The organism is Paraburkholderia phytofirmans (genome assembly GCF_046028095.1).
Lineage (GTDB): Bacteria > Pseudomonadota > Gammaproteobacteria > Burkholderiales > Burkholderiaceae > Paraburkholderia > Paraburkholderia phytofirmans_A.
Window position 1 is genome coordinate 335,874 of the sequence record NZ_JAQQDJ010000001.1, and the last position, 18,198, is coordinate 354,071.

An 18,198-nucleotide genomic window follows, 5' to 3' on the forward strand; every position below is an offset into this window, starting at 1 on the left:
TCGAATGTCGAATCACGTTCAAAGCTAGGTCCGTTTGCTGTGGCGCCCATCGCTGAAGTCGACGGTGCTGACAAAGAACACACCAACGGCGAAGAACGGCAAGCCGATGGCAAAGAGGATGGCAGGCAGTCCCCAGTGCTCCCAGAAGCTGTCGATCATCGCGCGATCGGGCGTATTCGCATCGTAGAGAACACTGACCTCATCACCGCTGCCGAGATCGTTATGCGATGACGACGACCCCTGCGCAAAGGTGACTTCTTTCCCCGTCGTGGTTTTGAACGCGACAATCGCCGAGTACATGTGCGAGCGCGGCTGATAAGGCCGCTCGGCTTCCTGGACTTCGACGACTTTGCCAGTCGTGCGCGTATAGCTTCCAATGATTTGCCGTTCGTGCATTGCCGAAGCGGCAGCGCCCAGCAGAAATCCCGCGCCGATGACAATCGGAATCAGGCAGATCAGTAGATTCTGTCGGCCGCGTTTGCGCCTCCCCTGCGAGTACGACGAAGGCGCGACATGTTTAACCTTGCCGCGCTCGATTACGAACATCACCGCGCCAATCGCTGAAAACACCACGCTGAGCAACATCACCACACCGACAGGAAACCAGCGCTGCCCAAAGTCGTCGATGATCGCCGAGCGTGCGGGGTTCGCGGGGTCGTAGAACACGCGCAACGTTTGGCCGATATCGTAGGCCGGCTGTGTCGACGACGTCTGGCCCATGATTTGTTCGCGCTCGCCGAGTGCGGTCGTGAAGACGATCACGGGTTGATACGAACGCCAGCTCCGACCGCCCTGGTCGTAACTCACCACGGTTCCTTCGGCGACCGTCATGCGATGCGTGGCGATCAGCGAAGACACGAGCCAGCACAGCGAAAAGAGCAGCGCGCCGAGACTGAGCGTCAGAATGACGAGCGTGCTTCGGCTGTGCGGCGACGGGGCGGCTGAATTCATCATGAGTGGCCGGTTGGAGCGTGCGAGGGCATCTCACTGACCTGCTGGCGAAGACTGGTTGAGCACGCATCGAAACCCGAGATCGGCCTTCGCGGTATCGGGCGCGAAGCCTGTGCGGTCGATGACGAGTCGCGTGCGGCTATCGGTTGCATACCGGACGCTGCGCAGGCTGCCTCGTTCTGGACCTCGCGGGTCGTGCGACGCCGCGTGGCTATAGTAGTTCTTGTCGAACCAGTCATAAGTCCATTCCTTGCCGCGGCCGAACACGTCCGACACGCCCAGCCGATTGTCGCCATACGTGCCTACCGGCCGGCTAACCAGCGGCTCCGGGCTGGTGCCGTTCTCTTCCATTTTGTCGATGATGTTGTCGAGCTGTTCGAGGTTGTATTTGCCGTCGACAACCGGCACCGCGGCGCTGGGAATCACCCACAACTCGCCGCGCGAACGTGCTGCATATTCCCATTGCGCCTCAGTCGGCAAATCGACCGGCAGACTCACGAGCTTACCGACCCATGCGCAGAAATCGCGCGACTGTTGCCACGTGATATGCGCCACGGGGTAGTCGGGAAAACGGAACTCCAGGTCTTCGTGTTTGCTGATCGCGATCGGCGGCAAGCCATTGGCGCGTGTGTAAAGGTCATAGTCGGCGTAAGTCACGCGATGCTTGAAAATCGAGTAACTGTCGAGCGTCACGTTGTGTGCGGGCGCGGTGCCGTCGTTGGCAGAGTAGGGCAGTCTTTCCTGCGACTTTTCCGGACCGAAATCGCCCATCAGGAACTGGCCGCCTTTGACGAAGACCAGTTCGCGATGCACCTTGTCCTTGAATCTGGCGAGTTCGTCATCAGAAGGCGGCGGCAACGACTTGAAGTAATCCTGCAAGATGCGGATGGTGTCGTCGTACGGCTTACCGGTTCCCCAGTTCAACACAGCGCTGAGATGTTCCCACGTGTCCTTCTTCGGTGACGGTGTCGTGATCTCGCGGATCAATCGATCTTTGTCAGCGGGTGCGTTCACGTCGACTTTCTGTGCAAAAACGCTGCCCGACAACAGCAACGATATTCCAGCAACCAATAGCGCCCGTGATTTCTCTTGAGCCAGACGAGACCGATAACCCATGCAGCACCACTCCTCTATTCTTTATTGAACCGATGTCGCCGCTCAAGCCATCTGGGAGCCGTCGCCCGCAGTCGTTTTTGGATCCATCCAGGCGAGCGCGGTTCCTTGCTGCATCTGGTACGCGGCCGAATCGTTGAAGACGAAGTCGAAACCCGGCGCCGGGTCGACACGTAGACGGCTTTCCACCATCGCCAGGTGGCTCGTGCCGACTAACTGTCCGATCTCATTGCGCGCAACTTGCGCATTGCCCTTAACCGCAATTTCCGACGAAGTGAACTGGTAGACGTTCTCCAGTTCGTTCCGTATCTGGGCGGAGGCAAGAATACGGCTGATCGCATCGGTCGCTTCCAGCCGCCATTCGTCGAATCGGTCGGCGATGGACTTTAACGCATAAACGATATAGCCCTTCACCTCTGCAAGACTATTCAGCAGTGAGTCGTGTGCGTTCCTGATTGCGTTGAGAAATGCCCGAGGCTGGGTACGGATAAAGTCGGTCAGCTCGGTTCTCATTTCGTCGAACTGTTTGCCGACGTAGGCGCCGATCTCCTTACCCTTGGCAATCGCCAACGTGTACATCGCCACGAACGTCTTGAAGGCATCCTTGGCGAAGTACTGAAGGTTTTTGTCGCCAGCATAGGCGATCTGGGTTTTGGCCCACCAGGCGAACTCGGCCATGTTGACGACGTCGACCGCGGCTTCCACTTCGCCCTTCAAGCCAACACCGACGCATAAGCCCGCCCTCATCAGAATGCGAAATTTCTCGTCATAGGTAATGTGGAACGCGGCCTGCGCGCCGGCGCCGGCTTGGCCGCTCACGCCCGGCTTGACGGACGCGAACGAGGTCCATTTGACCTTTTCCTGCGGGCGCCGCCATTCGAATGCTCCCTCCACGGAGGCCTCCGCCTCGACGCCGGCAAAGGCCTTCAGATCACCGCCCGCGTCGGCCTTGACTTCGACCTTTGTGACATCGAGTTTGGGCTGCTGCATTTGCGCCGCATTGCGAGTAGCACGCGTACCTTTGACCTTCTGCGTCTTACCGTCGCGGCCGAGTTTGAATTCGACCCCGCCTTCCGCGAGGAGGCTCGCACCACAAGAAGCTTCCGCCTTTGCCGCGAGCGAGATCCTGAAGAAGCCCAGCGTGGTGTCGGGTGTGCTCTTCCACGAGATCGCGCCGCTCTGGCTCTCGGTCGGTGCCGGAATCCATAGTTCGAGCCCGGATTTCCACGGCAGATAAAGCGTGGCTTTGATGTTTCCGTCAGCCAGCACTCCGCCGACTTCACCCTTCGCTTTCGCCGATGCGGCGACTTCGCCGCGCAGGTGCAACAGGTCGTCGAACGACTTGATGGTGCTTTCCGCTTTGGCGCTCGCGCCAGCGCCGGCGAACAGCCGCAGGATCTGAGTGCCACCGGAGAACTCGCACATTGCGTTGGGATCGTCCGGTGATTTGAATTTGGCGGCCTTGTTGAACGCCTCTGCAAACTCAGGTGCCCACTCGCGACCCCAAGGCGGTGTCTTCCATTCGTGGAGCTTCGCTTTCTTGAACGCTTCGTCGAGCTTCTCCTGGATCTTCTCGTGATCCAGCTTATAGTTGCCCGTCGTCGCGTCCTTGACGAGAAAGGATTTGAGTTGGGGCTTGTCGGAGTCCAGCTTGTAGCGTCGAAAATGGTTCTTCACTTTCGACGACCGCACGTACGTAAAGCGCTGACCGCTGTACTTATCTTTGCCGGCCGCTGTCTTGCGCAAGGGCAAAAGCTCCCACACGCCGTCCTTGTTGAAGGCGGGCGTCTCCTCGAGTTGCTCGTGAACTTCCGCGGTGGCGGCTTCTTCTTTCTTGATCGCTTCTTTCAGGTTCGCTTCGAGTTGCGGACGCAACGCCACATTTGCCTGTTGCTCCAGCCAAGCAGCGTGCGCGACGCCCAGTGCCTGCCGTGCCTCGATCAGGTTCTCGGATAGCCGACTCATCAGCGCAATCTCTTTCGCCACGGCATCGACGGATTCGACCGGGCATTCGAAAAGCTCGGCTGTATCCGGATAAAAAAAGAGGAGCGGCCGCTGCGTACCCTTGGCGTCGGCGGTACTGCCTTCCTGCGCGTTCGAATGGGTCGTCCCAGCTGCGTTCTGATTATTCATGATTTGATCTCGACTCACCCGTCATGTTGTTGTCGATCCTAGGCCTGATCGTCCTCATGGAACATCTTCAACTCCTGTTCCTGAGTACCGGTGAAGACCCGCACGGTTTTGCCCTCGGCGTCGGTAATGCCGCGAGCCAGCACCTGACCATCACCGCTTTCGATGCGGTAAGGCGCGAGCGGCATCACGTTGCCGGTGGTCTCGTCCTTCAGGATGAATTGCTGGTCGTTGACCACACTCTTGGGCAATGCTGCCGGTTGCCCGTCGTAGCGCGTCGGGCCGGTGAACGAATGTTCGGAGCCTTTGATATCCACCTGGCTCGGCGCGTGAACCTGAATGTTGCCGCCGCTGATGCGGATATAGGCGCCGCCCGACGTGAGCAGAATTTCTTTTTCCGCGCTCAACTGGATGGCATCGGTGGAGGATGAAATCTTGATGCCTTTGCTCGCAAGCACGTCGATGCCGTCTGTCTGCGCCTGAATCTCGAGCTTGCCGCGCGCGGCGATCAGTTTCATGCCGAGCTTGTATGCGAACAGGCTGATCTTATCGACCGCATTTGCGACGAGGCTCTTGCCGATCGCAACGTTGATATCGGTGTTCGCGGATATCGTCGCGTTCTCGCCCGCGTGAATATGGACGCTTTCCGGCGTGGTGATCCCTACGCCTTTGGGGGAAGCGAGCAACAGCACGGGATCGCTGAAGCCGTTGGCTTGGCCAGTGCCGCCCGACGTCTCCTGTCCCTGCGCGGAGGAAGTCGACGAGGCAGGCGAAGCGCTTCCGCCGTAGCTGGATTGGGTGGCATTTGTGAACGTCTTCAGCGAGTCGATCGCTTGCATATCGGCTGCACCGTGTTGTTGCGCAGTGTCCGCCGTTGCGCTCAACAACTGCTGACCTGCAGTCAACTGACCGCGCGCCTCGGTGGCGTCGAGTTGCTCACCGCTCGCAGCCGGACGGCCAAACGTGCTGATGTAGAGCCCTTTCTGGGAGCGGATCGCGCCGTAGGCGTCGGTAGCAAGTTCGAAGCCCGTGCCGCGGAATGCGCCACGCGTGTTGTCGGTTTGCGAGACCAGGTAGCCGAGATTCAACTGTGCTGCGGTCTGCGTGCTGTAAAGCTGCGCGCGATTCTGACCGGTGGAATCGTCGAGCACTAGCTGGTTATACCCCGAGCCTTTATGTTCCTTTGACTTATAGCCGGACAGCTGGCCCTGCGTGTGCCACTGCGGCGAGCTTGCGGAGTTATAGACGCGGCCTGTAATGAGCGGCCGGTCAGGATCGCCGTCAATGTACGTGATGATGACTTCCTGACCGATGCGCGGCACGAAGACGCCGCCCCAGTTGCTGCCGGCATTCGGGTATGACACGCGCACCCAGCAGGATGCCTTTTCGTCGCCGCTATTGACCCGGTCCCAGTGCATGCGGACCTTCACGCGATTCAACGAGTCCGTAAAGACTTCTTCACCCGACGGACCGACGACCGTTGCGGTCTGCGTCGGCATGACGGGTTTGTGATGGTCCAACGGACTGCGAAACGGAATGCTGCGCCGCTGAGCCTCAATGGTCGCCATGAAAAAGCCGGTGCTGCCGTCGCCGCTCGGAATCAGCGCGGACGGCTGCACTGGGCCGAAAGTTGCGCGCGTCGCGTTGACCTTACTCTGAAGGCTATGCGGAAAATCGGAACCGCCACGTGATACCGGCAGATTGTTCTCGATCACCCACTCCACTGCGAGCACGGCGAATTGCCGCTCTTGCTCGTTGCCGCCTGAATGATCCGGATGATCGACGAGTTCAAACCACTGCCCTGCATCGAGCCGCCGCACTGCGCCTACGCCATAGAAACGCTTTGCGCGCGACTCCCACTCCTCCATGCGGATCTTCGAAAGCGCGTCGCCACGGTCCTGCTCGCGATAAGTGTACGCACCGGAATATTCATAGACTTCCGCTTGCGAAGGCAATGAACCTTGATTGCCGACCGTGGGGATATTGGTGCCTTTCGCATATTGCGGCGATTTATAGTCGAATGTACTCGTGACAAGCGAGGTGCTTTGGAGCGTTCGGGTACCGGACCATTGAACGAGCGCGTCGGTTTCGCTGTTTGTGCCCGCCCGATAGAACGCCACGTTTTGAGGTGAAGCAGGTTTGAACGAATCCAGATTGTCCGTCACCACCAACTTGTGCGACTGTCCGTCTTTGGCCTGTTCAAAATAGCTGTACCAGCCTTCGGCTTCCATCAAACGATTGACGAAATTCCAGTCGTCTTCGTACTGAACGCAGAATGACCGCGGCTGAAGCGGCTTATTCAGCGCAAAGCGAAAAGCGCCTTGGGCTTGAGGATGCTGATTGAATACGTCAGTAATGATTTCATCAACTGTGACGTCCTGCCAGATGCGCGCATCACTTCTGAAGCGCAGAAAATGCAACCAGCATGCAAATGCGATTTGATAGCTGGTCAACCCGCCATCCGAGCCGAGCCGGCGAGCGGTGTGAACGAAGCCGTGCACTGGGCGATACGATTTGTCGGTTTGCTGGATCCATAGCGTAACGGGCTGCGCGATAAGCCGTTTGAGTTCGATGTTTTCGTCTGTAGACGCGACGTCGACGGTGAATGCGTAATCGCGGCCTATGCGGCTCTTTCCCACCACTCGCTGGACGAGCAATGCATTCGCGCCGATAGGCGTATCCAGTTTGAGCAAACGCTCATTCTGGAAAATTCCCGAACGAATTTGGTCGATTAGGTCAGCTGCGCCCATTTTTACACCCCGTCTTGTCACGCATTGGTTCTAGCCCGCAGATTCTAAGTCTGATGATAGCGGATGGTAAACATTCCTTTCGAATGTAGTTATCCGTGCCGGTTAAAGGCGGCAGCGACCGGAAATACGTTCCGATTAAATGTTAAATTATTGAAATCGGAAATATTTCCTTGGCCGGATGCGCTTTATTGTAATCGACTCCCAATTAGCAAGATGAGATTCGTCTATCAACGACCGCTCTGCAGCGGTCGCCTGCCATTGCCGTGGCGGCCCACCCATGCCCGTATCGTTGCAGTCATCAAGTGTCAGGCGAGTTGGAGCGAATACACGGACGAGAATCAATGAAAATGGGTGGGTAACATGGTCGGCAATACATAGCGGCCAACAATGCGAGAGCTCTTTGAACATCCTCACATTTAGCAACCTCCGAACCGTTATGACCTAATCCTTCTCGAAATCGCAAGGAAAGTTATCAGCCGCCTTCTCTATAACAAACAATGTTCCGGTGCTCGCGAGTACTTTATAGAACATCGCCGTAAAATTCCGCAGTTAATTCAAGTTGTCATTCGCGTCTTTTGCATACCCTCCGATATGCATGCATGCATGCATGCCCAGACAGGGTTTCAAATAGTTCTTGTTGGGGCGGCCCCACATCCATCGCAGAAACTATCCATTTGCGTCCACTAAGGCAGTGCATAGCCACAATTTTACTCGCCTCGCCGATTTCAATAGGAACATCCGGAGGACAGAGAAAACATCCAGCGAGACGCTTCCAGCGTCTCGCCCTCATTCTTCAAATACTATTTTTAGGTGCTTATCGTATGACGCGCTGCCTTGCGAAAGGCTAGCATGCGACACGGTCTGTCAGGCTAGGTGCTCAGCGCTAGCGCGAGCCCCACATTTTTTGTTTTGCCCGTTTTCCGAGCGGTAGTGCGCGCCGTTGTAAAAAATATACATCAACCTTATAACTCGGCAATTATTTCCGAATCGGTGATTTAACCTCCTTAAGGTGCCACCACAATACTGACGGTGCCTCATGAAAGTTAACGTTTGCGTATTGATGTATTCCGCTATCATGCTTGCCGCACAGTTATGTAGAATCGCGATGAAAATAGCATAAACAGTTGTAGCTAAAACAAAGGCGTCAGCATGAGCGCACAAGAACTGATAAAACTTGTCACGGGCGGATTAATACAGCAGGACCGTTTGTTGAAACTTGATACGCCCTTAGGCTCGAATGTCCTCGTGCCCCAGCGTGTCACCGGGCGCTCACGCGTTGGCCGCCATTTCGAATTTACAGTCGACGCTGTCTCGCCTTCGGCCTCGCTCGAACTCAAAGGTCTGATTGCGCAGCCAATCACGCTTTGGCTTCAGCAGACGGACAAGTCCTATCTTCCGCATAACGGTTACGTGCACACTGCACGGAGGCTTGGATCTGATGGCGGTCTGACCACTTACCAATTCAGCTTCTCTTCGTGGATGCACTTCCTGCGGTTCCGTCGGGACCAGCGTATCTGGCAGGATACGAGTGCCGACCAGATAATCAGCGAAGTGTTCAACGCCCATTCGCAGGCTCAAGGGCTGTTTCAGTTCAGTTTGTCGACGCCCTTGCCTTCCCGTTCGTACTGCCGGCAAGATGAAGACGACTGGAATTTTGTGCACCGACTGATGGAATCCGAAGGACTTTATGGCTTCTGGCAACAGGCAGCGGATGGTAAGTCGCACACACTCGTGATTACAGACCAGCTGCAGTCATTCGCCTTCCTGCCGGGTGAAACGGTTGACTTTTATCGGGCAGGTACCGGCAGCGAGATCGACTCGCTGACCCAGTGGTCTGGTACTCGCACGTTACAAAGCTCGGTCTTGAGCACGCGAACGTTCGACTATAAAAATCCCTCCACGCAGTTCAATCCGAAGGGTACTAGCGTACCCACGATGCCGGGCCAAGGTTCACTGCCGGACCAGACGGAGGTGTACGAATACACCGGCGCCTATACCTACGGCGACCAGGATCGCGGCGACCATCTTTCCAGAATCCGCATGGAGGAATGGGAGTCCCGCGCCAAGCGCTTTCATGGTTTGGGTGGTGTTCGCGCGGCGGACGCGGGCAAGCGCTTCAGGCTGAGCGGACATCCAGATCATGATCGCGACGACGCCGCGCAACGGGAATTCGCCGCAATTGATTGTGTGTGGACGATTGAGAACAACCTGCCGCTCCAGAGTGAAGGCCCGGTTTTTCCGCACAGTCTGCAAGATACGCTCGCGCATGCAAGGGTGCGTTACGCAGGTACGGAGTTGCGGGTTCGTCATACGGACGGCAGTGAGGGCTTCTATCTGGTGGAGATCGAGGCGCAGCGCACAACAGTTCCGTACCGCAGCCCGCTCGAGCACAAGAAGCCACAGACGCACCTTGAGTCCGCCATCGTCGTTGGGCCGAAGGGCGAAGAGGTCTATACCGACGAACTGAACCGGATCAAGGTCCAATTCATCTGGGACAGGTTGAACGGGGGAGACGAGCGCGCGTCCTGCTGGGTACGCGCGGCCCAGGCAGACACGGGCAACGGCTATGGGGGCGTGCATATCCCGCGGGTGGGCGAGGAAGTATTGATAGATCACATTGGCGGGGATTGTGATCGGCCGGTGGTCGTCTCCCGACTGTACAACGGTGCGGCGAGGCCGCAATGGCATTCGAACGGCCTGCTGTCGGGCTACCGGTCAAAAGAATATGGCGGGAGCGGTTATAACCAGTTGGTGATGGACGACGCGACTGGCCAGAACCGCGTGCATCTGTACAGCAGCAGCGCAAATTCGCACCTGCACCTGGGTCACCTTGTCGCGCAGAGCGGCAACACACGCGGTGCCTATCTTGGCAGCGGTTTCGACCTGAAAGCCGACACCTATGGCGCTGTCCGTGCGGCACGAGGACTATATGTGTCGACATATCCGAATACCTCTGCTGCAAGCCAGCCGCTCGATGCGTGCGACGCGCAGAGCCAGTTAGTCAATTCGGAGACGGTAATGGAATCGCTCTCGCAAGTCAGCGAGAGGCATCAGGCCGAGAGCCTGAAAGACGGCCATGAGTCCCTCAAGCGCCTAACCGACGCAACGCAGGACAGTATCACCAGCGGGGCCTCCGGTGGCCGCACCGGCGGCGGTGGTACCGGCAACGCAAACGCGTTCAAAGAGCCGGTGATGGTGCTCGCCAGTCCTGCCGGAATCGCACTATCCACCCAGGCATCCGCGCAAATCTCGGCTGATCGGCACGTCAACGTGATTAGTGGACAGAGTACACACGTCGCGACGGGGAAATCGCTGATCATGAGCGTGACGGAAAAGCTCAGCCTGTTCGTACAGAACGCCGGCATGAAGCTCTTTGCCGGCAAAGGGAAGGTGGAGATTCGCGCCCACGAGGAGAATATCGAGATTACTGCGCAGAAGACGCTCAAGCTTGTGTCGGCCGCTGACAAGGTAGAAACGGCATCGGCGAAAGGCATACTGCTCTCGTCAGGCGGTGCCTACATCAAGATTGAAAATGGCAACATAGAGATTCACGCGCCGGGCAAGATCGATATTAAAGGGGCCGAGCAGTCATTTGCCGGGCCGGTGAGCGGGAGCTATCCGCTGCCTCAGCTGCCGGTAGGAGATCTCGTCACTCAGTACAGCACGCGCTTCGCATCCGTCGGTTCTGACGAACTCTTCGCCAGCCCGAGATGGGCCGGACGAACATACAAGATTGTCGACGAAGATCACAAGGTGCTTGCGCAAGGCACTATGCCGGAAAACGGCCGTCTTCCTCGCGTGATGACTGACGCGCCCAAGGCGCTACGACTCGAAATCGGCAGCGACGACTGGAAAACCCATGAGGTCGAGACGCCGGCTGCGCCGGCCGCCGACGAGGCCGAGCACGAGAACGACCGGCTGGAAGGAACCCAACTTGCCCGCGAGTATTTCGACGTTTTTGACCGCGATTCAGACGCCTTTTTTCATACCGATGACGTCAAGGAACTGGTGTCGGCAGAGGCACTAAAGAAAATCGCGTCGCTCGAGGAATAACAAGATGATCAATCGCATGAAAAATTGGCTGCTCTTAGCGCTGTGCGCGTATTCGGCGATCTGCACCGCCGGACCCTACACATCCGGCGTTCACCAATGGGACATCACGGAAGGCAAGCTCACGCTAATGTCCGGCGTAATGACGGATAACGCGGTTCAGACCTACCTGAACTACACGTTCTATCTAGAAAGTATGCGTGACAAGACTCTGTACCAGGTACCCGTAGTCGATAGTAAGGACTCTTCGAAATTCAGACTAACCATCACGGAATCGAGCACGGGCGACGAGGCCATTCAGGACGCCACTCTTGTCACGAAACAAAAAAATACCTGGCTGCTGATCGGCGAAAAAAACACCACAGAAGATGCCTCTGCCCCAGCACCCGTCACTGTGCGGGTCTATAAGCTGGTTACAGGCTACGACGGAGATTGGGCTTATTCGTTTCAGTTCGCGAAAGCCGTTCACTACGCAAAGGCGAAGCGCTACACGGTAGAAAAGGCGCTCAGCGAAAACGCAAGCGGCCTGCAATAGGGGAAGGACATGGCACCAAAGTTCGTGAGCGCGACGTATCATCTTGATATCAAGACGGCCGAATTCGTCGCGGACAATGGCGAACACTTGCTGCGCACCGGCGGTAATCCTGCGTGGCGCTTCAACAATCCGGGCAACATGCGGCCGCCCAGCAGGCGGGTCATCACAACACACATCGGTCGCGCCACCATGCGCGACGGCAAGCAGTTCCTGATATTTCCCGACTATGCGACGGGCCGCGCAGAACTAAAACGCCTGCTGCGCGACCCCGACTCATATGCCCAAAGAACGCTGGCTCAAGCAATTCCAAAGTTCGCGCCACAAAGCGACCACAACGACCCAGACCGATACATTCGCTCGGTCTCCGAGCGCACTGGTGTTGCCGCCGACACCCGACTCGGTACCCTGACCGATGCACAACTCGAAAAGGTCATGGACAGCATCGAGACTTTCGAGGGCTACCATGGCAATGTGGCCACCCGCTCCGAAAAGTGGGTGAAAGCGGCCAGAGTTTCCTTGTCCGACGGTGCGCGACCCATACCCAACCAGTCGGTCATCGTTCGGCAAAACGGCAAAGAATCCAAGCTCACCACTAATGCGGCGGGCGCCTTACCGGCGATTCCCTACACCGGTAGCAGTATCGATGTGTTGATGGCGAACACGCGCGATGAGTGGCAAAAAGTAACGAGTATTGGCCTGCCAGACGGCTCGAAGTCGTTCCTGCTAGTGCGCGACCTGTTCGTCGCGCACGGGGCGACTGCGCCGCACGTCCCGCGAGGCGAGGTAACGGCGGCCAAACGCGCGCCGTTCGAGTATCGGATCGAGCCGCACGACACGCTGTCAAAGATCGCAACACGCTTCAAAACCAGCGTGGGAAAACTGAAAGAAGACAACAAACTGCACAGCGATCTGATCATCGTCGGAAAGACGCTGATGATTTACGGTGGTGCGGCTGGTGCAGCCGCGCCCCATGCCGCCAGTCCGTCAGGCAGTGGAGGTGCGCGTGGGGTATCTTCCAAGGCTACTGGTGCAACCGGTCCGGCGCCCGTACCGGCGGCGGATTCGAAAAGCGCAGACGTGCACACGGAAGTGTCTGTGTCTGCACTTGAAGCCAAGCCCGCAGCGGCAGCGCAGTCAACTTCAGCGGCCGCGGCGCCTGCAGTGCTTGCCAGTTCGCCAGCGGCTTCTTCGAACCCGGCCACGGAAGCCGCGCCTAGCGCGGCTTCTTCATCGGCACCCGGATCCGGCGCAGCGTCTGTCACAGCACCCGCCGCGCGCGAGGGTACACCGACCATTCAAACGCGCACTCAGGAAGGTCTAGGTCGCCCTGCCGCTCTCGTCCCGCCAGACCAGCCGCGCGCGCCGTGGATGAGCATCGCCATCAAGGAAGCGGAGCGTTGGGGCGGCGCAGACGAAAGCGTGATTACGAAGACCATGAACTATCACGACCTGGTCGATCCGAAGAACTGGATCAAGAGTCTGAATGGCAGCGACAATGCCTGGTGCGCCGCTTTCGTCAACTGGGTTATGAAACAGGACGGACGGAGCATGGTGACGAAGCGGGACGATCGGCACCGTGCGCGAAAATTCGTCGGTGACCCCAACTTTCCACAGGTCAAGGAGCCAGTTTACGGTTGCATCGCGGTGCTCGCTAACATGGGACACGTGATGTTTGTGTACGGTCACGATTCCAGGAAAAAGAAACTGGTGGTGCTTGGCGGCAATCAGGGAGGTCATGGCACGTTCGGCGGCACTATTGACTTCACCGATTTCGCAACATCGGCTATGCACGGGTTCTATGTTCCGCTGACCTACCTTCCTTTCGCGCAGGAAGAAATCAGGAAAGGCGTGCAGTTGCCCGAAGCAAGTGCCGAAGAACTCAATAAACTTCATCACATCAAAGATCCCAAAGGTCATGGAACACGTTAAGGCAATACAAAGATCGCTTGCCGCAGCACTTCTGCTATCGGCCCTCTGCGCATGCAACGCAGCGTTCGCCCATCCTCAGGAAAGTTGCATTACAACCGCTGATCTGCAGACCTTGCAGCGGGATTTTTTCGCGCATTTTCCAGACGCCAATGCGTTCGCCAGATATGTGGACAAGTCGAAATTCGAATTGCTCACCAATGCGCCAGAGGGACGCCGACTGGAACAAGGGGGGAGGCCGACGGGAGACAAGATCGACTGGCTGATCCGCACGTTTAACGACAACAAGGATCTGTTTTCCGGCTTTGCATTTGAGAAGCCGGACTTCACCTATATGAGGGGGCAGCTCAGAGGTGGCAAGCCGTCAGTCAACAATCTGCGCACATCCAAGCGCTTTCCGAAAGACGAATGCGTTCAGGAAGTCAACTATGACGTGCCCGCTGGCGCGTGCGTGATGTCGCAGCAACTGACCAGGCTTTCGATCACCTTTGTGAAAGACGAGCGTCCCTTATCGCTGAGTAGCGTCGAAATGTTCTTCAACGCATGCACAGCCAAATAAGTTTGTTGCCCATGCAAGCGTCGTCCTCGGTGGTAATCTCGCCGTTGGCCCCGAACACAGTTCGGGCGCGGCGCATCCAAAAAGCTTCTGTTCAGGAGTGAATGGGTTATGAAAGTCCGCGGCTGGATTCGCCAGGGCGACCGCGCAGCATGTGGTGCGACGGTCACGGAAGGAGATCCGACTTTCAGCAGCCACGGCCAGCAACTCGCGTTCGATGGCGCGGCTATGTCGTGCACCAGGCGCTGCCACGTGGTCGCAGGGGCCAGCAACGCAACGCTGCCGGGCGGAAGGCGTAAGGCCGTCCACTGTGATGCGACTTCGGCGGGGTGTCCCCTGCTTTCAACGCTTAACGACTCACACGGGATAGAGGCGGGGGGCGGCGCGATTCCCACGGCCTTCTTTCAAGACTCGGACGGCAACTGGCAGCCGGGCAAGTACGACGACCACTACGTGCTGCGCGGAACTGGCAGTGGCAATCCCCTTGCGAACGTGGCGTACGCCATTGTGCGGGAGTCCGGCGCCGTCGAACATGGCGTCACCGACGCGCACGGCACGACGCACCTGCTAGCGCAAACTCTCGAAAGGGAATATGTGCGTGTTTATGTGGAGGATCCGGAGTGACGATTGTCGGGCACGACGGCAAACCAATGCGTTTTGTCGCTGCGTTTCAGACGACGCCGATCGCCGACGTCGACCCAAAGGAAGTCTGGCTTTGTTCCGATCCGAACGATGCCGTTGCCGTAGCGGAATTCATCGTGAACGAGATGAAGAAAAATCCGTTCACGGCCGAAGGAAGGAAGATTGCGGAGGCAAATCGTTTTAATCCGGCCGCGGAAACGGCGAAGTGGAGCGCCCTGCCATGGTACGCAAAGCTTGGCGGGATGCCCGACTTTTACGGCATGGCTGCAGGGCAAAAGCTTGCCGCATACCAGATGTGGGCGGATCGGGTCGCGCCGAATTGTCCCTGGGACCACAAACCTATCATCCGCCATGCACTGCAAGCAAAAGGAAATTTCAAGCGCGGCTGGCAGAAATATGGACAGGACGACTACTTTTACGATATCTGGTCGAACATTCATTATGGCTATGTCGGCGTGGCGGTCGGCTTCAGCACGAGTGAGCTGATTGGCGGTGCCGGTCTCGCGCAGGCTGCCAGTGATGCTAGTCGCGATTTTTCTCACGGACGCTGGCCGAACATGCAGAATCATCCGCAAAACGGCACATGGCCGAGCAGCGCTGACGATGTGCCTGATCATATTTCGATCCAACTCGGCATTGATCTCTATGCCTCCGCGAAGCCGAACGAGTTAGCAACTGACCTTCTGCTTCGCAAGATATCTGCCGTGCCCATGCCTTGGGGCGCGGGTGACGCTGCGGCCAAGAGGCCGCATCAATGCTCCCAGTGACCGACTAGCAAATGCTTTCTCGACGAATTAAATGGATTGTCTTGCTGTGCGCATTCGCGCTGGCTGCCTGGTTTTTCTGCCGGCCGGTGATCGTGCTGCACTACTCGGCCGCCGCGCAGAAGCGGGTGGTCTATTTCCTGAACGAAAATGATCAGATTACTCGCGGTGAACTGGTACCCGGGCAGACTGAAAAATTCTATACGCCCATGTTTGCATCGCGGGATGCGTGGATTGAAGTGAGTTTGCCTTTTGCGAGTCGCGACGGTGTAGACATCAAGCCACCCTATAGCCGGGTCGACGTGTATATCGACGCGGGGACGAAGATCGAGCGAACGGACACCAAGCATGGTTTTTTCGCCCGCTTTTGATGTCGATGACGGCGAGTTTTACTGTGCTAGGCGCTGAATTGCTGCTGTTCAAGCGAAGCCGTCTCGACGATCGTTTCGAACTCAGCCAGCAGGTCTGGCTGACGTTGCCGCAGGTATTGAGCTACGAGGTCATTCTCCACGAGTCTGGCGAGATATCCCTTTGCGAGCACCGGGTTCAGCAAATCCTGTCCGTAGGTCTGCTCGACAAGTTTGTATTGCCCCTGCAGGTTGCTCATCTCCCGCTCCGTCTTCGCCATCTGTTCAGGGGTGACGCCGGTCAGCTTCGGCGGCTTCTTTCCGTCAACTAGACGCGTGGCAGGTGTCGCGACGAGCAGCGCCTCGGCGTAAAAAACGGTCACGTTGTTCGCCGCTATCACGAGCTCGACGCATTCGACCTGCCGTGTCGGTTCATTTTTCGAATTGCGCGAGCAAACTCCACCGAGAACTGACGATCCCCTTGGAGTTCGGCGGGTCTCGGGGGCATATGCCATCCAGCGGCGAAAGCTTCTTGAGAATCATGGACACATCCATTGCGGGTGGAGCCTATCGGTTCGCATCGACCCGAGGTCGATGATAGTCACACTCACCATTGCTTATACCAGGTAACGACAACACGCATTTCATGAAACGATAGATGCGCAGTGGTATTTTTCTAATCAGTTCGTCCGAACTTAGCTCTCTTCATCCCATTCGATCCGCTCGAGCAAAGCTCTCAGCTTCGCCCCTCTCACCGCATTCACCATCGCAACATGCGCGACACGCCCCGCAAGATGCGCGCGAAAGTCCTGATGACCATCCCGATTCTGCGAGCGTGGCCCATGCCGCACGCAATTGGTCAACACAGCCTTCAACGCATCAAAATCCGGCCGCGCCACATTCGCATGGCTATTGACCACAACCCCGGCCAGATGTTGCCGCGCACCACTTCGCATCACGCGCGTCTTCCTCAGATTGACAGAAAACCCTTCTTCAATGGCAATCGCCGCAACGCGAACGGTTAAGCGCTCCGCTATACGCGCAAGATTGTCGTCACCGGAAAACGCCAGGTCATCCGCATACCGCGTGTAAGTCGCCCCGACCGAACGCGCCAGACCCGCAAGCCGAAGATCGAGCCGAAACGCGCACAGGTTTGCCAACGCCGGTGACGTCGGCGCGCCCTGCGGCAAATGCCGGTTCCGATAGCGCTGCCGCTCCCGCCAATCGATCCGGTCGCGCACATCCGGCGCGAGCAAGCGGCTGCTCGGGATGCGATTGGTACACAGAGCAGTCAGTGCCTTTGCAACGGCCGGCGGGTAACCCAAAGCGTAAAAAACGGAGTAAACACGCCCCGCATGAACTGACGCAAAGAAATCGGTCAGATCAAAACGCATCACCACCGCTTTACCCACATGCGGCGCGGCAAAAGTCACGATATTCCGGCCACGTCGAAACCCGTGCACAGAATCATGAACTGGAATACGGTCGAGCAAACCCGACAACACTTTGCGTTGCAAAACCCGCAACCGCGGCTTGGGAACCTCGATGATCCGACATCGACCATCGCGCTTTTCGATCGCCTTGTACGAATAGTGATGAAGCGGCGTCGCCGCGCTGTGTGCCGGCACGCGCCAGCGATCGGCAAACCAGTGCAATTCGTCCGGCTCGATTTCCAGCCACGCGGCCAGATCGCCGAGCGTCGGCAATTGAGGCAACGCCACGTCGTGCAACCACGGCGGAGGCGGACGCTGAAACGGCGGCCGCGTCAGCACGCGAACCACTCTCGGCGGCTGCTCGCTGCGCCACGCTGACACGAAGCCGGGCATCCCGGCCACGACCGTCGATAACTCCTTGCGCCCAACGCTATCCCACCGCGCAGCAAATCTCTTCGCCACATGGCGCGCCAATCCTTCCATCCATCCGGCGCTCTCGCCCAGCACAAGCGTCATCCGCTCGACCATTCCGACAGGCTCAGCCGGGCCGGCCAGCATGGCATCGGCAATCGCGTAGGTGGCGTGCTGCAGCGAAGATAAGGACATAGCAAAGGAAGGCAGGACAGCCAGTCAACGCGTCTTGTGCTGCGTGAGCGGACTTGCGCGACGCGCAACTGAGGCTCATGCGACGAACTGCGGAGTAGTGTTGATCCACGGGGTAGCCCCGTAGTGCCCGGAACCGATGTGGCCTGCCTCCAGGCGTGCTTGACCAGCCGTCCCGCGTGGCGACGATAAGCGAGTCGCGCGGAGCTTGTCAACGCGTTGACGTACGAAGCGATTTTTCGCCATAGATGGACGGCGACAATCTGACGGTTGCGTCGTCAAACAGAACTGACACAGCGCATGTTCGTGCAGAACCAACGAGATGCGATTGCGCGACCTCAAGCCCTCCTAGTTATCCACACCCCCCTCTGGACAACTCCTGTACAAGCCACCTGACA

12 protein-coding genes and 1 pseudogene are annotated in these 18,198 nt (G+C 57.7%); 7 read left to right on the plus strand and 6 right to left on the minus strand.

Annotation, left to right across the window (positions count from 1 at the left end):
* Window positions 1–24 precede the first annotated feature (24 nt).
* The 4 genes from PQR54_RS01535 to PQR54_RS01550 form a co-directional block, all read right to left on the minus strand.
* Window positions 25–954: a DUF3592 domain-containing protein gene (locus PQR54_RS01535; RefSeq protein WP_408243782.1), complete on the minus strand. Its 930-nt coding sequence runs from the start codon at window positions 952–954 to the stop codon at window positions 25–27.
* A 30-nt stretch (window positions 955–984) separates the two neighbouring features.
* Window positions 985–1,965 carry a formylglycine-generating enzyme family protein gene (locus PQR54_RS01540; RefSeq protein WP_408243783.1) on the minus strand — a complete coding sequence of 327 codons (981 nt, stop codon included), beginning with the start codon at window positions 1,963–1,965 and terminating at the stop codon, window positions 985–987.
* 144 nt (window positions 1,966–2,109) lie between these two features.
* The gene (locus tag PQR54_RS01545; RefSeq protein WP_408243784.1) at window positions 2,110–4,197 is read right to left on the minus strand and encodes a hypothetical protein; all 2,088 of its coding nucleotides are present in this window, start codon (window positions 4,195–4,197) and stop codon (window positions 2,110–2,112) included.
* A 38-nt stretch (window positions 4,198–4,235) separates the two neighbouring features.
* Complete coding sequence (locus tag PQR54_RS01550; protein WP_408243785.1) at window positions 4,236–6,887, minus strand: type VI secretion system Vgr family protein; 2,652 nt, start codon at window positions 6,885–6,887, stop codon at window positions 4,236–4,238.
* Between the two features lie 1,206 nt (window positions 6,888–8,093).
* Here PQR54_RS01550 and PQR54_RS01555 point away from each other — a divergent pair.
* From PQR54_RS01555 to PQR54_RS01585, 7 genes are all read left to right on the plus strand, one after another.
* Window positions 8,094–10,997 (plus strand): type VI secretion system Vgr family protein, encoded by a 2,904-nt coding sequence (locus PQR54_RS01555; RefSeq protein ID WP_408243786.1) that lies wholly within the window; start codon window positions 8,094–8,096, stop codon window positions 10,995–10,997.
* Window positions 10,998–11,001: 4 nt separating this feature from the next.
* A complete protein-coding gene (locus tag PQR54_RS01560; protein WP_408243787.1) occupies window positions 11,002–11,529 on the plus strand; it encodes a hypothetical protein in 528 nt (175 codons plus the stop codon).
* Between the two features lie 9 nt (window positions 11,530–11,538).
* A complete protein-coding gene (locus PQR54_RS01565) occupies window positions 11,539–13,458 on the plus strand; it encodes a TIGR02594 family protein (RefSeq protein ID WP_408243788.1) in 1,920 nt (639 codons plus the stop codon).
* The gene (locus PQR54_RS01570) at window positions 13,445–14,014 is read left to right on the plus strand and encodes a hypothetical protein (RefSeq protein ID WP_408243789.1); all 570 of its coding nucleotides are present in this window, start codon (window positions 13,445–13,447) and stop codon (window positions 14,012–14,014) included. Before PQR54_RS01565 ends, PQR54_RS01570 begins: the two co-directional genes overlap by 14 nt.
* 108 nt (window positions 14,015–14,122) lie before the next feature.
* Window positions 14,123–14,635, plus strand: a complete 513-nt coding sequence (locus tag PQR54_RS01575) for a PAAR domain-containing protein (protein WP_408243790.1) — start codon at window positions 14,123–14,125, stop codon at window positions 14,633–14,635.
* Window positions 14,632–15,420, plus strand: a complete 789-nt coding sequence (locus PQR54_RS01580; protein WP_408243791.1) for a polymorphic toxin type 44 domain-containing protein — start codon at window positions 14,632–14,634, stop codon at window positions 15,418–15,420. The genes PQR54_RS01575 and PQR54_RS01580 overlap by 4 nt, the downstream gene beginning before the upstream one ends.
* Before the next feature lie 11 nt (window positions 15,421–15,431).
* Entirely contained in the window at window positions 15,432–15,788 is a 357-nt protein-coding gene (locus tag PQR54_RS01585) for a hypothetical protein (protein ID WP_408243792.1), read from the plus strand.
* 26 nt (window positions 15,789–15,814) lie between these two features.
* Here the strand turns inward: PQR54_RS01585 and PQR54_RS01590 are convergent.
* Both PQR54_RS01590 and PQR54_RS01595 read right to left on the minus strand, forming a co-directional pair.
* Window positions 15,815–16,322 (minus strand): annotated as a pseudogene (locus PQR54_RS01590) (plasmid partitioning protein RepB C-terminal domain-containing protein); the annotation flags it as partial.
* A gap of 137 nt (window positions 16,323–16,459) precedes the next feature.
* Window positions 16,460–17,470 carry a reverse transcriptase family protein gene (locus PQR54_RS01595; protein WP_408243793.1) on the minus strand — a complete coding sequence of 337 codons (1,011 nt, stop codon included), beginning with the start codon at window positions 17,468–17,470 and terminating at the stop codon, window positions 16,460–16,462.
* Between the last annotated feature and the right edge of the window lie 728 nt (window positions 17,471–18,198).